20 protein-coding genes are annotated in these 16,867 nt (G+C 43.6%); all 20 read left to right on the forward strand.

Annotated elements, in window-relative coordinates:
- Positions 1–6 precede the first annotated feature (6 nt).
- The 20 genes from rnpA to A3GS_RS0108235 all read left to right on the forward strand — a co-directional run bounded on the left by rnpA (position 7) and on the right by A3GS_RS0108235 (position 16,865).
- On the forward strand, positions 7–366 hold the full coding sequence (gene rnpA, locus A3GS_RS0108135) for a ribonuclease P protein component (RefSeq protein ID WP_018364925.1): 360 nt from the start codon (positions 7–9) through the stop codon (positions 364–366).
- Positions 332–1,165 carry a YidC/Oxa1 family membrane protein insertase gene (locus A3GS_RS0108140; protein ID WP_276107252.1) on the forward strand — a complete coding sequence of 278 codons (834 nt, stop codon included), beginning with the start codon at positions 332–334 and terminating at the stop codon, positions 1,163–1,165. Before rnpA ends, A3GS_RS0108140 begins: the two co-directional genes overlap by 35 nt.
- 12 nt (positions 1,166–1,177) lie before the next feature.
- Positions 1,178–2,191 (forward strand): RNA-binding cell elongation regulator Jag/EloR, encoded by a 1,014-nt coding sequence (gene jag, locus A3GS_RS0108145; RefSeq protein WP_018364927.1) that lies wholly within the window; start codon positions 1,178–1,180, stop codon positions 2,189–2,191.
- 293 nt (positions 2,192–2,484) lie between these two features.
- A complete protein-coding gene (locus A3GS_RS0108150; protein ID WP_018364928.1) occupies positions 2,485–3,339 on the forward strand; it encodes an ABC transporter ATP-binding protein in 855 nt (284 codons plus the stop codon).
- On the forward strand, positions 3,339–4,184 hold the full coding sequence (locus A3GS_RS0108155) for an ABC transporter permease (RefSeq protein ID WP_018364929.1): 846 nt from the start codon (positions 3,339–3,341) through the stop codon (positions 4,182–4,184). The genes A3GS_RS0108150 and A3GS_RS0108155 overlap by 1 nt, the downstream gene beginning before the upstream one ends.
- 28 nt (positions 4,185–4,212) lie before the next feature.
- Positions 4,213–4,668, forward strand: a complete 456-nt coding sequence (locus A3GS_RS0108160; RefSeq protein ID WP_018364930.1) for a LytTR family DNA-binding domain-containing protein — start codon at positions 4,213–4,215, stop codon at positions 4,666–4,668.
- A 9-nt stretch (positions 4,669–4,677) separates the two neighbouring features.
- On the forward strand, positions 4,678–5,082 hold the full coding sequence (locus A3GS_RS0108165; RefSeq protein ID WP_018364931.1) for a DUF3021 domain-containing protein: 405 nt from the start codon (positions 4,678–4,680) through the stop codon (positions 5,080–5,082).
- A 100-nt stretch (positions 5,083–5,182) separates the two neighbouring features.
- A complete protein-coding gene (rpmH, locus tag A3GS_RS0108170; RefSeq protein ID WP_000831903.1) occupies positions 5,183–5,317 on the forward strand; it encodes a 50S ribosomal protein L34 in 135 nt (44 codons plus the stop codon).
- Positions 5,318–5,606: 289 nt separating this feature from the next.
- Complete coding sequence (locus A3GS_RS0108175) at positions 5,607–5,930, forward strand: hypothetical protein (RefSeq protein ID WP_018364932.1); 324 nt, start codon at positions 5,607–5,609, stop codon at positions 5,928–5,930.
- A complete protein-coding gene (locus tag A3GS_RS0108180) occupies positions 5,920–7,905 on the forward strand; it encodes a V-type ATP synthase subunit I (protein ID WP_018364933.1) in 1,986 nt (661 codons plus the stop codon). Before A3GS_RS0108175 ends, A3GS_RS0108180 begins: the two co-directional genes overlap by 11 nt.
- A gap of 2 nt (positions 7,906–7,907) precedes the next feature.
- The gene (locus A3GS_RS0108185) at positions 7,908–8,387 is read left to right on the forward strand and encodes a V-type ATP synthase subunit K (protein WP_018364934.1); all 480 of its coding nucleotides are present in this window, start codon (positions 7,908–7,910) and stop codon (positions 8,385–8,387) included.
- A gap of 42 nt (positions 8,388–8,429) precedes the next feature.
- On the forward strand, positions 8,430–9,014 hold the full coding sequence (locus tag A3GS_RS0108190) for a V-type ATP synthase subunit E family protein (RefSeq protein ID WP_018364935.1): 585 nt from the start codon (positions 8,430–8,432) through the stop codon (positions 9,012–9,014).
- 12 nt (positions 9,015–9,026) lie between these two features.
- A complete protein-coding gene (locus A3GS_RS0108195) occupies positions 9,027–10,037 on the forward strand; it encodes a V-type ATPase subunit (RefSeq protein WP_018364936.1) in 1,011 nt (336 codons plus the stop codon).
- Positions 10,027–10,347 (forward strand): V-type ATP synthase subunit F, encoded by a 321-nt coding sequence (locus A3GS_RS0108200; RefSeq protein ID WP_018364937.1) that lies wholly within the window; start codon positions 10,027–10,029, stop codon positions 10,345–10,347. Before A3GS_RS0108195 ends, A3GS_RS0108200 begins: the two co-directional genes overlap by 11 nt.
- A gap of 46 nt (positions 10,348–10,393) precedes the next feature.
- Positions 10,394–12,169: a V-type ATP synthase subunit A gene (locus tag A3GS_RS0108205; RefSeq protein ID WP_018364938.1), complete on the forward strand. Its 1,776-nt coding sequence runs from the start codon at positions 10,394–10,396 to the stop codon at positions 12,167–12,169.
- Position 12,170: 1 nt separating this feature from the next.
- A complete protein-coding gene (locus A3GS_RS0108210) occupies positions 12,171–13,565 on the forward strand; it encodes a V-type ATP synthase subunit B (RefSeq protein WP_018364939.1) in 1,395 nt (464 codons plus the stop codon).
- A 16-nt stretch (positions 13,566–13,581) separates the two neighbouring features.
- Positions 13,582–14,211 (forward strand): V-type ATP synthase subunit D, encoded by a 630-nt coding sequence (locus A3GS_RS0108215; protein ID WP_018364940.1) that lies wholly within the window; start codon positions 13,582–13,584, stop codon positions 14,209–14,211.
- 693 nt (positions 14,212–14,904) lie between these two features.
- Positions 14,905–15,585, forward strand: a complete 681-nt coding sequence (locus A3GS_RS0108225) for a response regulator transcription factor (RefSeq protein ID WP_026216331.1) — start codon at positions 14,905–14,907, stop codon at positions 15,583–15,585.
- On the forward strand, positions 15,582–16,742 hold the full coding sequence (locus A3GS_RS0108230) for a sensor histidine kinase (protein ID WP_018364943.1): 1,161 nt from the start codon (positions 15,582–15,584) through the stop codon (positions 16,740–16,742). The genes A3GS_RS0108225 and A3GS_RS0108230 overlap by 4 nt, the downstream gene beginning before the upstream one ends.
- Positions 16,743–16,751: 9 nt before the next feature.
- On the forward strand, positions 16,752–16,865 hold the full coding sequence (locus tag A3GS_RS0108235) for a teichoic acid D-Ala incorporation-associated protein DltX (RefSeq protein WP_018364944.1): 114 nt from the start codon (positions 16,752–16,754) through the stop codon (positions 16,863–16,865).
- Positions 16,866–16,867: the final 2 nt, after the last annotated feature.

Below are 16,867 nucleotides of genomic sequence, written 5' to 3' on the forward strand. Positions count from 1 at the left end.
CGTATTTTGAAGAAAACCTATCGTGTCAAGAGTGACAAAGATTTTCAGGCGATTTTTGATAAAGGAAACAATACTGCCAACCGAAAATTCGTTGTCTATCATCTTGAAAAAAATCAGAAACATTATCGCGTAGGGCTTTCTGTTGGGAAAAAAATTGGCAATGCTGTAACCAGAAATGCTGTTAAGAGAAAAATCCGCCATGTGCTGATGGAGCTGGGACCGTATCTCAAAGCAGAAGATTTCGTTGTCATTGCCCGTAAGGGAGTGGAAGAATTGGATTATCAGGAGGTCAAGAAAAATCTGCTCCATGTTCTAAAGCTCGCTAAGTTATATCAGGAAGGTTCAGATAGTGAAAAGAAAAGTTAAAATAACAAGCATTGGGCTTACGGCTCTCATGCTTTTGTCCGCTTGTGGGCGCGGCGATATTAGCCCCACATCACCAAATGGCTGGGAACAGCTAGTTTATTTTTTTGCCAGAGCCATTCGTTGGCTGTCCTTCGGTGGATTGACTGGACTGGGGATTATTCTCTTTACCATCATTATCCGCGCGCTTTTGATGCCCCTCTACAATATGCAAATGAAGTCTGGGCAACAAATGCAGGACTTGCAGCCAGAACTTAAAGCCTTGCAGGCCAAGTATCCTGGCAAGGACACAGACAGTCGTATGAAGCTGGCTGAAGAAAGTCAGGCTCTCTATAAGAAATATGGCGTCAATCCGTACGCTAGCATGTGGCCGCTCTTGGTTCAGATGCCTGTCATGATTGCCCTTTATCAGGCCTTGATTCGAGTGCCTTTCCTCAGAACGGGAACTTTCCTCTGGGTGGAACTATCTCAGGCTGACCCTTACTATGTACTTCCAGTATTGGCAGCTGTCTTTACTTTCTTGTCTTCTTGGCTGACGAATAAGGCAGCTAAGGAAAAGAACTTTGTCATGACAGCGATGACCTATGTTATGCCAGTCTTCATCTTCTTTGTCGGCTTCCGCTTGGCATCTGGGGTTGTTCTCTACTGGACGGTGTCCAATGCTTTCCAAGTTTTCCAAATTCTCCTGCTCAACAATCCTTTTAAAATCATTGCAGAGCGTGTAAGAGTGGAAAATGAAGAAAAAGAGCGCCAGGCTAAGATTCGTCGGGCTAAGAAGAAAGCGAAAAAGAGAAGAAAATAGGGAGGAATTCTCATGGTTATATTCACAGGTCGAACTGTTGAAGAAGCTATTGACAAGGGCTTAAAGGAGCTAAATTTATCGCGACTCAAAGCTCATATCAAAGTAGTTTCTCGTGAGAAAAAAGGATTTTTAGGCTTTGGTAAAAAGCCAGCTCAAGTTGATATTGAAGGAATCAGTGAGGCGACAGCTCACCGAGCTGACCAGAAGGCAGTACAGGGTGTGCCAGCAGCTGTTAATCAGCAAAATGCTCCTGTATCATCCCAGTTAGATGATACTGTTGAACTCAAAAAAGTCAGCAAGATCATCAAAAAAATGGAAGCCCAAGGCCAAACCGTTGATGATGAGGTCAAAGAGGCCATTTTAGAGAACAAGAAATCACCACATACCATCTTGGAAGAGGCTGGTCAAACTGACATTTTAGAGAAATTGTCAGACGACCAGACAGACCAGCCCAAGTCACCCGTAGCTGCTTCAGTTACGGCAGCTCAGCCATCTACTGACAATGTTAAGGAACAAAGTTTTGAGGAATTTGTCGCTGCTGAATTCAAAGAAGATCCGCTCAGCACGGACATTGCCCAAGCGGCTGTAGAAGTGTCTGATTATGTCAAGAAAATCATCTATGAGATGGATATTGATGCTAGCATCGAAACTAGCCACAATCGTCGGCAAATCAACTTGCAAATTGAGACACCTGAAGCTGGCCGTGTCATCGGCTATCATGGGAAGGTCCTGAAATCATTGCAATTATTGTCGCAAAATTTCTTACATGACCGTTATTCTAAGAACTTTTCAGTCGTGCTCAATGTTCACGATTATGTGGAACATCGCACCGAGACCTTGATTGACTTCACGAAAAAGATTGCCAACCGCGTCTTGGAATCAGGTCAGGATTTCCGCATGGATCCCATGAGCAACAATGAACGAAAGATTGTCCACAAGACTATTACGGCTATTGAAGGCGTTGAAAGCTATTCAGAGGGTAATGACCCCAACCGTTACGTTGTGGTCACTCGAAAAGAAGATTAAAGTCAAAGATGATAAGGAACTGGAATCCTCCAGTTCCTTTTTGCATGCGATGATGTTTAAAAGAACAATATTTGAGTCAACACTACCTACAATGGCAATGGTCAGCAACCGAAGTTTTTGAGCTGGCGTTAGCTAGACAATGACTAACAACTGAATTTTTGACCATTTGCATAAAAAATTGTTGCTGATTGAGGGGCTTTTTTACCGCTTACCCGCCTCTTTCCACCGCTTAGCGCAAAAGTGGTCACAAGACTAGCCTGCCATGCTATGATAGAATCATGGAGGACGAGGAGATGTTAATTGAGACAAAAAACTTAAGCAAGGTTTATGGCGACAAGACGATTGTCAATCAATTAGATTTGAAAATTCCTAGAGAGAGCTTGGTTGCTTATCTGGGTACCAATGGGGCAGGCAAATCCACCACCATCAAGATGTTGACGGGGCTTTTGCAGCCCAGCTCGGGTCAGATTCATCTGGCGCCCAATATCAAGATTGGCATAGTTTTTCAGGACAGCGTGCTGGATGAGGAACTGACGGTTGAGACTAATTTGAAAACACGGGCTAAGCTTTATCGCCATATTGATAAGTCTTGGCTGACTAGGCTGATTGACTTGACAGGCTTGAGTGATTTTCTGCATCAGAGTTATGGCACCCTGTCTGGCGGCCAACGTAGACGTGTGGATATTGCGCGGGCACTTCTTAACAAGCCTGACCTGCTCTTTCTGGATGAACCAACGACAGGACTGGACATTCAGACGCGACGGATGATTTGGAATCTTCTTTATCAGCTTAAAAGAGAAGAGGGGTTGACCATTTTCTTGACTACCCATTATTTGGAAGAAGCGGAAAACGCTGAAGTGACTTACATTATTGACCGTGGCAATATTTTAGCACAGGGGTCAGCTTCTGACTTGGTTAAGCAATATGCTAAGAGTCAACTCTTGCTTAAAACTTTGGATAAAGAAGCTTTGTCTGCCTGTCCTTATGAACAGAGGAAGATGGAGGCGGGGTATCTAGTACAGGGCTTGACCTCGCAGGAGGCTATCGCCTTGCTAGTAGCTCATAAAAAGGCAATTGCTGATTTCCAATTCAAACCAGGCACTATCAGTGAGGCTTTTATGGCTATTACAGGAAGGGGGATAAACTAATGACAGCTTTAATCAGACGACATTTAGCTTTATATTTTAACAACAAGGCTAGCGTCTTTTTCTCACTTATGGGGGCTTGGATAGCTTTTGCTCTATACATTCTTTTCTTGCAAAAAAATATGCAGGACGCTTGGAGTGGCCTAGCTCATCCTGAAAAATTTCTTGATAAGTGGGTTATGGGAGGCGTTTTGGCGGTCACCAGCATTACGACTACTTGGTCTGGGGCAGCGCGGTTGGTGCGTGATAAGGAGAGCCAGAAGTTTGCGGACTTCTTATTGACAGATATCTCGCCCCTCAAGCTCAACCTAAGTTATCTAATCAGCACCAGTATCATCGGTGCTGCCATGCAGCTGTTCATGTATGCCATCATGTCGCTTTATTTTTCTTGGCAAGATGACTTGCGCTTTGAAGCCAGCTCTTTTCCAAAAATCTTGGGAGTTATCCTGCTAAGTGCAGTCATGGCTGCTGTACTTAATGTGATTATTCTGCAGTTTATTCATTCTCTTGAGGTGGCTGAACGTTTGGCGGTTATTATCGGGACAGCCTCAGGTTTCTTGGTTGGGGTCTATATGCCAGTTGGCGGCCTGCCATCTGTTGCTCAGCACCTTATCAAATTGACGCCAGGAGCCTATGTCGCCTCAGCCTTTCGAGAAATTCTCATCGGAAACGGTATTCCTCAATGGCAATCTAGCCAGAATATCAAAGAATATCTGGGCATTAGCCTAAAAGTTAATGGTCATCTGTTGACTCTCTCGCAAGATTTACTTCTGGTTAGTGCTGTTTTGTTGGTTGGTTTGATGCTTCTAGCCCTTCTGCAGCTTGTCAAAAGGCCGCTTTTACGATAGACTAGTGGCAAAGGAGGCGGGGAGACTGGTGGATTATCGTTTTGAAGAGGATAGGGATTTAGAAGCAGGGGTGATTGATGTGCTGGTGCGCAGCCAAAAGATGACGCCTGATGTTCAAAGCCTGATAGATTATCTGTCCATTTATGAGGCAGAAGCGCCAGCCATTCTTCCCATTAAAACCAATGACCGTATCGAGATGCTCAAGGTGGAGGATCTGGTCTTTGTGGATGTTGATGGTAATAGTTTGATTCTGGAGACGCTCAAGGGCCGCTATCTGATCAATGACCGCCTGTACAAGTTTAAGCAGCGTCTCAATAATCCTGATTTTGTGCAGGTATCCAAGCACGCTCTGCTTAATATTAATCATTTGGAAGCCCTAGAAGCCAGCTTTTCAGGCAATATGCTGGCCATTTTGATAGACAAGCGTAAGTTGGATGTCAGCAGGCGTTACTTGGTCAATTTGGAAAAGCGTCTGGGGTTGTGAGGTAAAATCATGAAGATAAATCTTAGAAAAATGATTATTTATTATTTGATTGGTGTCGGTTTCGGTGGGCTAATTTATATTGTTTCTCTGTGGAGTGTTAGCGCTAGTCAGCAGACGGTTGGACAGATTACGAATGTGGTTCTGCTGAGCGGTCTGATTGGTCTGATTTCCATGATTTTTGAGTCTGACAGCCTCCCCTTCACGGTTCAGTTGGTCATTCATTTTGTTTTGGTCTATGCGGTGATTCTGCTAATGAATTGGTTAGGAGGCAATGATGCACTCTGGAATTGGCTTTTCTTTGGTAATTTTATTCTTACCTATCTAGTTGTTTGGGCAGTTGTTTATTATACTTTTTATCGCCGCGTCAGCAATATCAATCGTAAACTAGCGGAAAAAAAGAGAAGTAAACCTTGACAAGCTCTGCCATTTCTTATAAAATGGTATGGTATGTTTAGTAACTGATATCACAATAGCCGGCTAAACGAATACGAAAATCTATGAGGAGGTATTCAAAGTGAAACGTACTTATCAACCAAGTAAAATCCGTCGCCAACGCAAACACGGGTTCCGTCACCGTATGTCAACTAAAAACGGACGTCGTGTGCTTGCTAGCCGTCGTCGTAAAGGACGTAAAGTATTGTCAGCTTAATAATGATAATAAAAAACCAAGGGTGCTCGAGACTCTTGGTTTTTTTCAATTCTTAAGAATGAATACTTTGAAAGTTAACTGAGTCCAGGTTTGTAATAACCGATGAGTTACAGCTGTTGTTCTTGGACGCTCAGATGATGATTATTTTATCAATGATTTGAGCTGCTTATATTAATTTTCTTTGACTGTAATGATAACGAAAAATGCTTTTTAAAAAAGTTTTTATTTAGGACACTGAATTATCAGAATTTTGGTAAAATAGTAGTATGTTTTGAGAGGGGGTGGCAAGGTGGCAAATTCCATTTTAGCAACCATGCAGGGTATTGAAGAAGAAGCCAAAGCTATTTTGGCAGATTACGATGCTCAGATAAAGGAATTGCGTGGTCAGTCAACGCAGAAATTGGAGCAAATAAAATTGGATTGTGACCGTGAAACAGAACTTGAGTTATCCGAACTGGAAGAAAAACTAGCCAAAGAGAAGACTCTTTTACAGGAGACTCTTGAGCAAACGATCGCCAAGAACGATGAGCAGGTGCGTTCCGTTTTATCAGACAAAAAAGATGGTCTCGTTCAGCAGATTGTGGATAAGGTGGTAGAGAAATATGGCAATTAGTCAAATGAAGAAAATCTCTATCGTCTTTGCCAAGGAAAAGTTGGATGCGGTTTTGCAAGGTTTACAGGAACTGCAGATCATTCAGGTGCGGGATTTAACTCAATTGACAGATTGGCAGGAGGCCTTCAAAAGTGAATCTGTTCATTTACCAGATATTCATGTTGAGCGGGAAGACGGTCAGCTACTGACAGGTGAAGAGGCTCTGGGAGCTCTTAGTCAGCGTCAGCAGCATCTGGAACAAGCTGTTGAAAGTTTGAACACTTTCTTACCCAAGGAAGGCACAATATCTTCTCTGCGCAAGGAGCCTAAGTCGCTGACCTTCGCAGAGATAGAGCAGGTTGGTGCCAATGCGGGTGACCTTATTGGACAGGTTAATCAGAAAATTAGTCATCTGCATGCCCTTGAGCGCCAGATCGCGGAGAATCAGGCTGAGATTAGCCGTTTGGGAAAATGGCAGAGCTTAGATGTGACGCCAACCGAACTCAGGCAGTTTGACTTTATCAAGGCAGTGATTGGGACGGTTCCTAAGACGGCAGATGATGCTTACTTCCGCGGTCTATCAAACAATCCTGCCATTCATTATCAGGAAATTTTTCAGTCTGAAATGGAATATGGTCTCCTTCTTTTCTTTGATCGGAAAGAAGAAATTGACTTGTCAGCTTTTCATTTTAAGATTTTTGATTACGATCGAAAGATTTTGCCAGCGCAAGCCATTGAAGAGTTGCAAAAATCAGTTGACCAGTGGTCAGCGGAGCGTGAGGAGCTGTTGCAAGAATTAGCTCATTCTCAGCAAGATTTGCAAAAGCTCAAAGAAGAAACAGATTATATCATGAATTTGTACGCTAGGCAGGAAGTTAAGAAAAACTTGGCAACGACCAAGCATCTGGCGGCCTTAGAAGGCTGGATAGAAGCTAGCCAAATTAATTCTTTGAGACAGGCTCTGATCCAGCGTTTCGGAAGCGGAGTATTTGTTAATGAGGTGGATGTGGCAGAGGAAGATTGGGATGAGGTACCCATTAAGCTGAAAAATCATGCCCTGATTGAACCGTTTGAGTTGGTCACGGAAATGTATTCACTGCCCAAGTATTATGAAAAGGATCCAACGCCGATTTTAGCCCCATTCTATTTTACCTTCTTTGGTATGATGGTGGCCGATCTCGGCTATGGGCTACTCCTTTTTATCGCGACGTTTTTGGTGCTTAAGCTTTTCCATCTGCCCAAAGGAACGCGTCGTTTTGTTAAATTTTTCAATATTCTTAGCGTGGCTGTTTCACTTTGGGGAATTATCTATGGCTCCTTCTTCGGCTACACCATGCCTTTTGTCCTCATTTCAACGACGACTGATGTTATGACTATCTTGATTATGTCAGTAGCCTTCGGTTTTATTACTTTAATCACAGGGCTCTTCTTGGGTGGTCGTCAGAAGGTTCGTTTGAAAGAATATGCTAGCGCTTATAACGATGGCTTTGCCTGGTGTCTGATTTTAATCGGAGTTTTGATGCTGGTCATCGGCATGTTTGTCCCTGGCATGGGGCTGCTTATGACAATTGGAGCTGGGATAGCCATTACTAATGCCATTGGTATCGTCATTGTTTCTGTTGTTCAAGCTAAAAGTTTACTTGGCCTAGGAACCGGACTTTACAACCTTTACAATGCTTCGGGTTATGTCGGCGACTTGGTCAGCTTTACCCGTCTGATGGCTCTGGGATTGTCTGGTGCCAGTATCGGGTCGGCTTTTAACTTGATTGTCGGGCTTTTTCCGCCTGTTGGTCGCTTTACGATTGGTGTGGTACTCTTTATTCTACTACACGCTATCAATCTTTTCTTGTCCCTCTTGTCAGGCTACGTTCATGGGGCACGTCTTATATTTGTTGAATTTTTCGGGAAATTTTACGAGGGTGGCGGAAAACCATTTACACCTTTGAAATCTGCTGAAAAATATGTCAAAATCACTAAATCTCATTCGGAGGAATAATCATGGAACAATTAGCACATTACTTTTCAACATACGGTGGAGCCTTCTTTGCCAGCCTTGGCGTTGCTCTTGCTGTATCGCTTAGTGGTATGGGGTCAGCCTTTGGTGTTGGTAAGGCTGGTCAAGCAGCAGCTGCTTTGCTGAAAGAACAACCGGAAAAATTTGCCTCAGCCCTTATTCTGCAACTATTGCCAGGTACTCAAGGTCTTTATGGATTCGTTATCGGTTTCTTGGTTCTTTTAAATATTACACCAGAATTGACACCCTCAAAAGGTGTAGCGTACTTCTTTGCCTGCTTACCAGTAGCCATCGTTGGTTATTTCTCAGCTAAGCACCAAGGAAATGTGTCTGTTGCGGGTATGCAAATTTTGGCTAAAAAACCTCAAGAGTTTATGAAAGGAGCCATTCTTGCAGCCATGGTAGAAACCTATGCCATCCTTGCTTTCGTTGTTTCATTCATCTTGACACTTCGCGTTGGCTAATCTTCTCTTTAACACCACCAATGATTAAAAGGAGGTAAGCGAGTGAGTGGAACTGAACAATTAAAAGCGTCCGTTTTGGAGCAAGCGCACCAAGAAGGACAAGCAAAATTTCAAGCTGCAAAAAATCAGCTTGAAAGAGAATTCGAGGAGCGTAAGGCGCAGCTATTGACCCAAAAGACAAGTGAGCGCAAGAGCCGCCTCAAAGAAATTAAGCAGACTTTCCAAGTGGAGGCACAGCAAATCAGCAATCAAGAACGCCAGTCAACTCTGGTTTCTAAGCAAAAGGTCTTGAGCGAGCTGTTTGCCTCGGCTCTGGATCGCATGAGAAACTGGGATGCTGATCAAGAGCTGGCCTTTATCAAGGGACTCTTGGGGAAATATGGTCAGGAAAAAGTGACCGTTCAGTTTGGTCAGTTGACGGCTGACAGGCTGACACCTGTCCATCTTGAGGAGCTGCGAACAGCCTTTCCTAATATGACTTTTATGTCAGAATCAATTGAGCAGCAGGCTGGTTTGGTTCTGTCAGTAGGCAAGGTAGATGATACCTATCTTTATGACAATCTGATTGATTCCATCTATAAGGAAGAAAGTTCTCGTATCGCTACCGATATTTTTGCACAAGGTTAAGGAGGTCTTACGATGGATACAACGTTATTCTCACAGATCAACACGACCATTAGTGTTAAAGAGCGGGACTTAATCGGTGTAGAGCAATTTCAGAAACTCATGCAGACTAAGGATAAAGAAGCTCTGGCACTGCTGTTGCAAACTACGCCTTATCACCTGTCTGCCAAGGATTTGTCTGACCTAACCCTGATTGATAAACATTTGATGACCGAGCTGGCTAAGGAGTATGCCTGGGCCTTTGCTGAATCACCTGATCCAACTATTGTTACCCTCTTTTCTTTGAGGTATGTGTACCACAATATCAAGGTTCTCTTCAAGGCGAGGGTGACTAAGCAGGATTTGAGTGCTCTCTTGATTCCCATCGGCGAGGAATCGCTTGAAGCTTTAGAGCACTTGGTCGGGACTTTTTCAGCTGAACGCTTTCCAGCTTTCATGGCAGAGGAGTTGGCTTCTATCTGGGCTGAATATCAGGACTACAAAGATATCCGTGTGTTGGAAATTGGGACTGATTTGGCCTATTTTAGGCACTTAAAGAAAATAGCAGAGCAGTTTGAGATAGAGGTCTTCAGCCAAGCTATTAATCTCATGATTGATTTTTACAATGTCATTACGGTCAAACGTGCACTAGATCAGAAGAAACCACAGAGTTTTATGCTGCAACTTTTGTCTGATGAAGGCAGTCTGCCAGCTAAGGACTTTATTAAACTAGTGCAGACTGGAGACTTGATCTCATGGTTTAATCAAATCAATCCTGACAGCTTCAACACAGCTTTTGCCAGCTTTGAAGAAAAGATGCGTCAAGGAACTATAACAGCTCTAGAACTGGAATATCTCTATGACCTCATGCAATTTCATTTGCTGGATCAAGCTAGATATACCGTTGAAGGACCGCTGGTCTTGGCACGTTACCTGCTGTGCAGAGAGTTTGAAGTGAAAAATCTGCGCTTACTTCTGTCAGCTATCAGTAATAATCTGCCACTAGATAGTGTTAAAGAAAGGGTGAGACCAATTTATGGACAGTAAAAAATATAAAATTGGGGTCATTGGTAACCGTGATGCCATTTTACCTTTTCGAATGATTGGCTTTCAGACTTTTCCTGTTAATGAAGCTCAAGAAGCCATCAATAGGCTTCGCAAGCTAGCGCATGAAGACTATGGTATCATTTACCTGACTGAAGACATTGCTAGAGAGATTCCTGAGACAATAGCCTACTATGACAGCCAAGTTATTCCAGCTGTCATTCCGATACCGACTCATAAAGGGACAGGCGGTCTGGGTTTGCAGCGCGTGCAAGACAATGTTGAAAAGGCTGTTGGTCAAAATATTTTATAGCATTTGAATTTGAAGGATTGATAAAAAATAAGATGGAGGAAAAATCTTGAGCCAAGGAAAAATTATCAAAGTGTCTGGGCCACTGGTTGTGGCATCAGGCATGCAAGAGGCCAACATTCAGGATATTTGCCGTGTTGGGAATCTGGGCTTGATTGGTGAAATCATTGAGATGCGCCGAGATCAAGCCTCCATTCAGGTTTACGAAGAAACATCAGGTATCGGGCCAGGTGAGCCAGTTGTGACCACTGGTAATCCCTTGTCCGTTGAATTGGGACCAGGTCTTATCTCACAAATGTTTGATGGGATTCAACGCCCATTGGAACGCTTCAAGGAAGCAACAGCCAGTGATTTTCTAATTCGCGGAGTTTCTATTCCTAGTCTGAACCGTGATGCCAAATGGACGTTCACCCCAACTGCCAAGGTTGGTGACCAAGTATCAGCAGGTGATATTTTAGGAACTGTTCAGGAGACTCTTGTTGTCGAGCACCGCATCATGGTACCAAATAAGGTCTCAGGAACGTTGACAGCTGTTTCAGCTGGAGACTTTACGGTTGAAGAGATTGTTTATGAGATCGAGCAGGCTGATGGATCTGTTTACAAGGGAACACTCATGCAGACTTGGCCAGTGCGTAAGGGACGTCCAGTAGCGCAAAAACTGATTCCAGTAGAGCCTTTGGTGACTGGTCAGCGAGTCATTGATACTTTCTTCCCTGTGACAAAGGGCGGAGCTGCTGCCGTGCCAGGACCTTTTGGAGCTGGTAAAACGGTCGTGCAACACCAAATCGCCAAATTTGCTAACGTAGACATTGTTATCTACGTGGGTTGTGGCGAACGTGGTAATGAAATGACCGATGTTCTGAACGAATTTCCAGAATTGATTGACCCAAATACTGGTCAGTCAATTATGCAACGTACGGTGCTGATTGCCAATACGTCAAACATGCCCGTGGCTGCGCGTGAAGCCTCAATCTATACAGGTATTACCATCGCAGAGTATTTCCGTGATATGGGCTACTCCGTAGCCATTATGGCTGACTCGACTTCCCGTTGGGCAGAGGCTCTTCGTGAAATGTCTGGCCGTCTGGAAGAAATGCCTGGTGATGAAGGCTATCCAGCCTATCTGGGTTCTCGTATCGCTGAATATTATGAACGCGCTGGCCGTGCCCGCGTACTTGGCAGTCAAGGGCGTGAAGGGACAATAACTGCCATCGGTGCTGTATCACCTCCTGGGGGAGATATTTCTGAACCTGTTACCCAAAATACACTTCGCATCGTCAAGGTTTTCTGGGGATTGGACGCTCCACTTGCGCAACGTCGTCATTTTCCAGCTATCAACTGGCTGTCATCTTATTCGCTTTATAAGGATGAGATTGGCAAGTACATAGATAAGGAGCAAAGCACAGATTGGTCGGCCAAGGTGACTCGCGCCATGAATATCTTGCAGCGTGAATCTAGCTTGGAAGAAATCGTGCGTTTGGTAGGTATTGATTCCCTATCAGACCAAGACCGCTTGACTATGGCAGTTGCCCGTCAAATTCGTGAAGATTACCTGCAACAAAATGCCTTTGACCCTGTTGATACCTTTACCTCCTTCCCTAAACAAGAAGCTATGCTCAATAATATTTTGACTTTCGCAGATGAAGCAGGCAAGGCTTTAAAATTGGGTGCCTATTTCACCGAGATTATGGAGGGAACTGTTGAGGTTCGTGACCGTATTGCTCGCAGTAAATACATTTCAGAAGATAAGATAGATCAGATTAAAGTATTATCAGGCAGCATTGAGGACAGTATCCACCAAGTGCTTGCAAAGGGAGGTATCTAGCATGAGTGTTTTGAAAGAATATCGAACGGTCAGCGAAGTTGTCGGCCCTTTGATGATTGTGGACCAAGTTTCAGGTGTTCAATACAATGAATTGGTTGAAATCAAGCTGCATAATGGTGAAACGCGTCAGGGTCAGGTTTTGGAAGTCCAAGAAGATAAGGCTATGGTTCAGCTTTTTGAAGGTTCTAGCGGTATTAATCTTGAAAAGGCTAAAGTTCGCTTTACAGGGCATCCGCTTGAATTGCCTGTGTCTGAGGACATGGTAGGTCGTATCTTCAATGGGATGGGTAAACCTATTGATGGTGGCCCAGAGCTTATTCCTGAAAAATATCTGGATATCGATGGTCAGGCCATCAACCCTGTGGCGCGTGACTATCCTGATGAATTTATTCAAACAGGGATTTCTGCTATTGACCATTTGAATACACTTGTCCGAGGGCAAAAATTACCTGTGTTCTCAGGTTCAGGTCTGCCCCATAATGAATTGGCAGCGCAGATTGCCCGTCAAGCGACTGTACTTAATTCTGATGAAAACTTCGCCGTGGTCTTTGCAGCTATGGGAATTACCTTTGAAGAGGCCGAGTTCTTCATGAATGATTTGCGTCAGACGGGTGCCATTGATCGCTCGGTTCTTTTCATCAATCTGGCCAATGACCCAGCCATCGAACGTATTGCTACACCGCGTATCGCCTTGACAACAGCTGAATATCTGGCCTATGAAAAAGATATGCACGTTTTAGTTATTATGACGGATATGACCAACTATTGTGAAGCGCTTCGTGAAGTGTCTGCGGCTCGTCGTGAAGTACCAGGTCGTCGTGGTTATCCTGGCTATCTTTACACCAATTTGTCAACCCTCTACGAACGTGCTGGTCGTCTGGTTGGTAAAAAAGGTTCTGTGACTCAGATTCCGATTTTGACCATGCCTGAGGATGATATTACCCATCCTATCCCTGATTTGACAGGTTATATTACCGAAGGACAAATCATTTTATCACATGAATTGTATAATTCTGGTTATCGTCCACCGATTAATGTATTGCCATCCCTATCTCGCCTGAAAGACAAAGGGTCAGGTGAAGGTAAGACGCGTGGTGATCATGCGGCAACTATGAACCAGCTCTTTGCGGCCTATGCCCAAGGAAAACAAGCAGCAGAACTTGCTGTCGTGCTAGGTGAATCAGCTCTGTCAGATACCGACAAGCTCTACGTTAAATTTACCAAGCGTTTTGAAGAAGAATACATCAATCAAGGATTCTACACCAATCGCAGTATTGAAGAAAGTCTAGATCTTGGCTGGGAACTCTTGTCTATTCTGCCTCGTACCGAACTGAAGCGTATCAAAGACGATATGCTGGATCAGTATCTGCCACAGACAAAAGCTGATGCTGAGTAAAGTGAGGTGACTGTCCATGACACGATTAAATGTCAAGCCAACTCGGATGGAACTGAGCAACCTCAAAGAACGCCTCAAAACAGCCACTCGCGGTCATAAATTGCTCAAGGATAAGCGAGACGAGCTTATGCGTCGCTTTGTTGAATTGATTCGTGAAAACAACAGCTTGCGCCAAGAAGTGGAGGAAGCTCTGGTGTCACACATGCAAGATTTTGTCATTGCTAAATCGCTGGAAAATGACCTCATGGTCGAAGAAATGTTTGCCGTACCAACCAAGGATGTGCAGCTTTTCATTGAAAAAGAAAACATCATGAGCGTCACGGTTCCCAAGATGCACAGCCACATTGATAACCCTTATGGTAGCGACGAGGGCGATGTGATCTACAGTTTTCTGGCCTCCAACAGCGAGATGGATGCCACCATTGAAAAGATGAGCGGTTTGTTGGAAAAATTGCTGCGCTTGGCTGAGGTTGAAAAAACCTGCCAGCTCATGGCGGATGAAATTGAGAAGACCCGCCGCCGGGTCAATGGCTTGGAATATTCGACTATTCCCCAGTTGGAAGAAACCATTCACTATATCGAACTCAAATTAGAAGAAGCTGAACGTGCTAATCTGGTTCGCATTATGAAAGTGAAAGATCGTTAAAACAAATCCCTTTGAGAGCAAGCTCTGCTTACTTTCATAGGGATTTTTCTTATAACTTAAGTTAAGGAAACTTGTTATTTTCGCTTCTTTCTAAAGTAGTATCGGATGGAAGCAAATTCCTTTTGGAGCTAGGTTGTAGACAAAGTTTTTATTAAGATTCGCTGGGGTCGTTAGACCATTCAATAGTTATTCTCCCGATAGAGTTTGAAGCTTGTTTGATGCAAAAAAGTATAGTCTATATTCAGTTTGCTCCTGGAAGAGTTTCACTGTTGATTTTAGAATCTCATATAGAGTAAACCTCCGTCAGCAATGTTGAAGTTTTGTCAATCTTTGGAAAGTTATCAATTCAAGCTTTCGTTGTCTGGCTACATTTTGGAAAATGGTTTTCAAGATTTGTTGACGGTTTGCCGCAGTTTAGACAATGTCGCTCAGCAAATTTAACAGTTTCTTGCAACTTTGGTGAGGCTTGTCAGCCTTTAAAAATTTTTTGTACAATAATGGTAGGATTTAGTCACTTGCTGGCTAAGGTGTGTAGCTAAGGAGTTCTTCTAAGGGAGAAAGTAGATTTTGAGTCACTTGAGAAGAGTAGTTATTTGACAAGATTTTTTTTCAAAACTTAAATAATTTCAATGTTGTTTCAATTTTGTTACTTTATATTGTTAAATGAACAAAGAGTAGAAAGGAGAGTGTCTTGTGAGAATATTAGTGGTTGAAGACGAAAAAAGCATTGCGGAAGCTATCCAAGCTATTCTGGAAAGTCAGCAATACAATGTTGATTTGGCCTTTGACGGAGAGGCTGGTCTGGATTATATATTGACAGACCTTTATGATTTGGTACTTTTGGATATCATGTTACCAAAAATGGATGGTGTTGCCGTCTTGAAGCGCGTGCGTCAGCTGGGGATAGAAGTTCCTATCATTTTCCTGACAGCTAAGTCTCAGTTGGAGGAACGGGTGACTGGTCTTGATTTGGGAGCTGACGACTACATGACCAAGCCCTTTGAGGCAGAAGAATTGCTGGCACGCATTCGTGTGCGGACGCGACAATCCTCAGCTGGCAAGGTCAATCATCTCAAGCTGGGTAAGGTTGTTTTAGACGTGGATCAGCGTAAGCTCAGCACGACTGGTCATGAGGTTAACTTGTCCAACAAGGAGTTTCTCCTTATGGAGACCTTTCTGCGTAATCCTCACCAGATTATTCCTAAGAACCAACTGATCCTCAAGGTCTGGGGTCCTATGGATGACTCGGATTACAACCAGTTGGAGGTTTTCATTTCCTTTTTGCGCAAAAAGCTGCGCTTTCTCAAGGCAGATATTGCTATCAAGACGACCAAGGGAATCGGCTATTCTTTAGAAGAGGTTGACCCGTCATGATTGAAAGCTTACGCAAAAAATTTGTCATTGTGACCATGTCGCTGCTAGTCGTTGTTGTAGGTATTCTTTTCATGGTTAGTAACCGCTATGACCGCTACTGGGATGAATACGATACCTATCGGATTGTCAAAATCATCTCAAATAACGGCTACTTGAAGGATTATGCCGATGAGGCTGTCGCTCTGACCACCATTGATTCAGAGCAGAAGGTTACGATTGTAGCTAATGCTACTGAATTGACTAATCAGGAAGTCAAAGAGGTCAGCCTGCAGCTCTTGAAGCATGGCAAGAAGCGCTGGAAATTCAAAGATTATGTTTATAAGCTCAAGGAAAGAAAAGATGGAACATGGCAGCTGACTTTTATTGATTTGGCTAGCTACTCTAACAGTTTGGAACAGACTGTTATGATCATTGTTTTTATGGTCTTTGGCTTTGCCTTGTTGACGGGTGTCAGTATCTACTTGTCACGCTTCGTGGTCAAGCCTGCCCAGGATGCCATTGAGCGGGAGAAACAGTTCGTTTCCGATGCTAGTCATGAACTCAAAACGCCCATATCAGCTATCCGGGCCAATGCTCAGGTCTTGCAAAATCAGATTGAGCATAATCGTTATCTGGATCATATTCTCTCTGAAACCAAGCGCATGGAGCAGCTAGTACAGGACCTGCTAGGACTGGCTAGGTTGGACAACAATCAAGCTAAAAAGAATTTTGATAAGGTCAACCTGTCTGAACTGAGTCAGGAAATGCTCCTGACCTATGAAAGTCTAGCCTACGAAGAAGGCAAGTTAATTGAAGAACAAATCCAAGATGGTGTCTATGTGGTAGGTCAGGAGAAGCAGCTCAAGCAGCTCTTGACTATCCTGCTAGATAATGCCATCAGGCATTCGCTGGATGAGTCTACTATTACATTAAGCCTCAGTCAGGTTAAGAAGAGGGTCATCTTGACGCTCTCAAATCCAAGTAAAATCTATCCAGAGGATGTTATGCACAATCTCTTTGAACGCTTCTATCAAGCAGAGGATTCCCATCATACGACATCTAGTTTCGGTTTGGGCTTGGCTATTGCCAAGGCTATCGTGGTCAAACACAAGGGACAAATTTTCGCTCGGCAAGATGGGAACATTATGACTTTGCAAGTGATATTACCAGGTAAGTAGGAAATAGCAATGAAAAACTTTTTATTACGAACACTGTTTTACTTTCTCATCTTCCTAGTGCTGATTTACTTTTTCAGCTATCTAGGTCGTGGACAAGGCAGTTTTATTTACAATGAATTCTAGAA

The sequence above is a fragment of the Streptococcus caballi DSM 19004 genome (genome assembly GCF_000379985.1).
Taxonomy (GTDB): domain Bacteria; phylum Bacillota; class Bacilli; order Lactobacillales; family Streptococcaceae; genus Streptococcus; species Streptococcus caballi.

Bases quoted from the DNA above. Each gene is read 5' to 3' on its own strand.
- A3GS_RS0108235 (WP_018364944.1), top strand. From the start codon at position 16,752: ATGAAAAACTTTTTATTACGAACACTGTTTTACTTTCTCATCTTCCTA.
- A3GS_RS0108180 (WP_018364933.1), top strand. From the start codon at position 5,920: ATGGCAATTAGTCAAATGAAGAAAATCTCTATCGTCTTTGCCAAGGAA.
- A3GS_RS0108230 (WP_018364943.1), top strand. From the start codon at position 15,582: ATGATTGAAAGCTTACGCAAAAAATTTGTCATTGTGACCATGTCGCTG.
- A3GS_RS0108150 (WP_018364928.1), top strand. From the start codon at position 2,485: ATGTTAATTGAGACAAAAAACTTAAGCAAGGTTTATGGCGACAAGACG.
- A3GS_RS0108195 (WP_018364936.1), top strand. From the start codon at position 9,027: ATGGATACAACGTTATTCTCACAGATCAACACGACCATTAGTGTTAAA.
- A3GS_RS0108165 (WP_018364931.1), top strand. From the start codon at position 4,678: ATGAAGATAAATCTTAGAAAAATGATTATTTATTATTTGATTGGTGTC.
- A3GS_RS0108210 (WP_018364939.1), top strand. From the start codon at position 12,171: ATGAGTGTTTTGAAAGAATATCGAACGGTCAGCGAAGTTGTCGGCCCT.
- A3GS_RS0108185 (WP_018364934.1), top strand. From the start codon at position 7,908: ATGGAACAATTAGCACATTACTTTTCAACATACGGTGGAGCCTTCTTT.
- jag (WP_018364927.1), top strand. From the start codon at position 1,178: ATGGTTATATTCACAGGTCGAACTGTTGAAGAAGCTATTGACAAGGGC.
- A3GS_RS0108155 (WP_018364929.1), top strand. From the start codon at position 3,339: ATGACAGCTTTAATCAGACGACATTTAGCTTTATATTTTAACAACAAG.
- A3GS_RS0108200 (WP_018364937.1), top strand. From the start codon at position 10,027: ATGGACAGTAAAAAATATAAAATTGGGGTCATTGGTAACCGTGATGCC.
- A3GS_RS0108215 (WP_018364940.1), top strand. From the start codon at position 13,582: ATGACACGATTAAATGTCAAGCCAACTCGGATGGAACTGAGCAACCTC.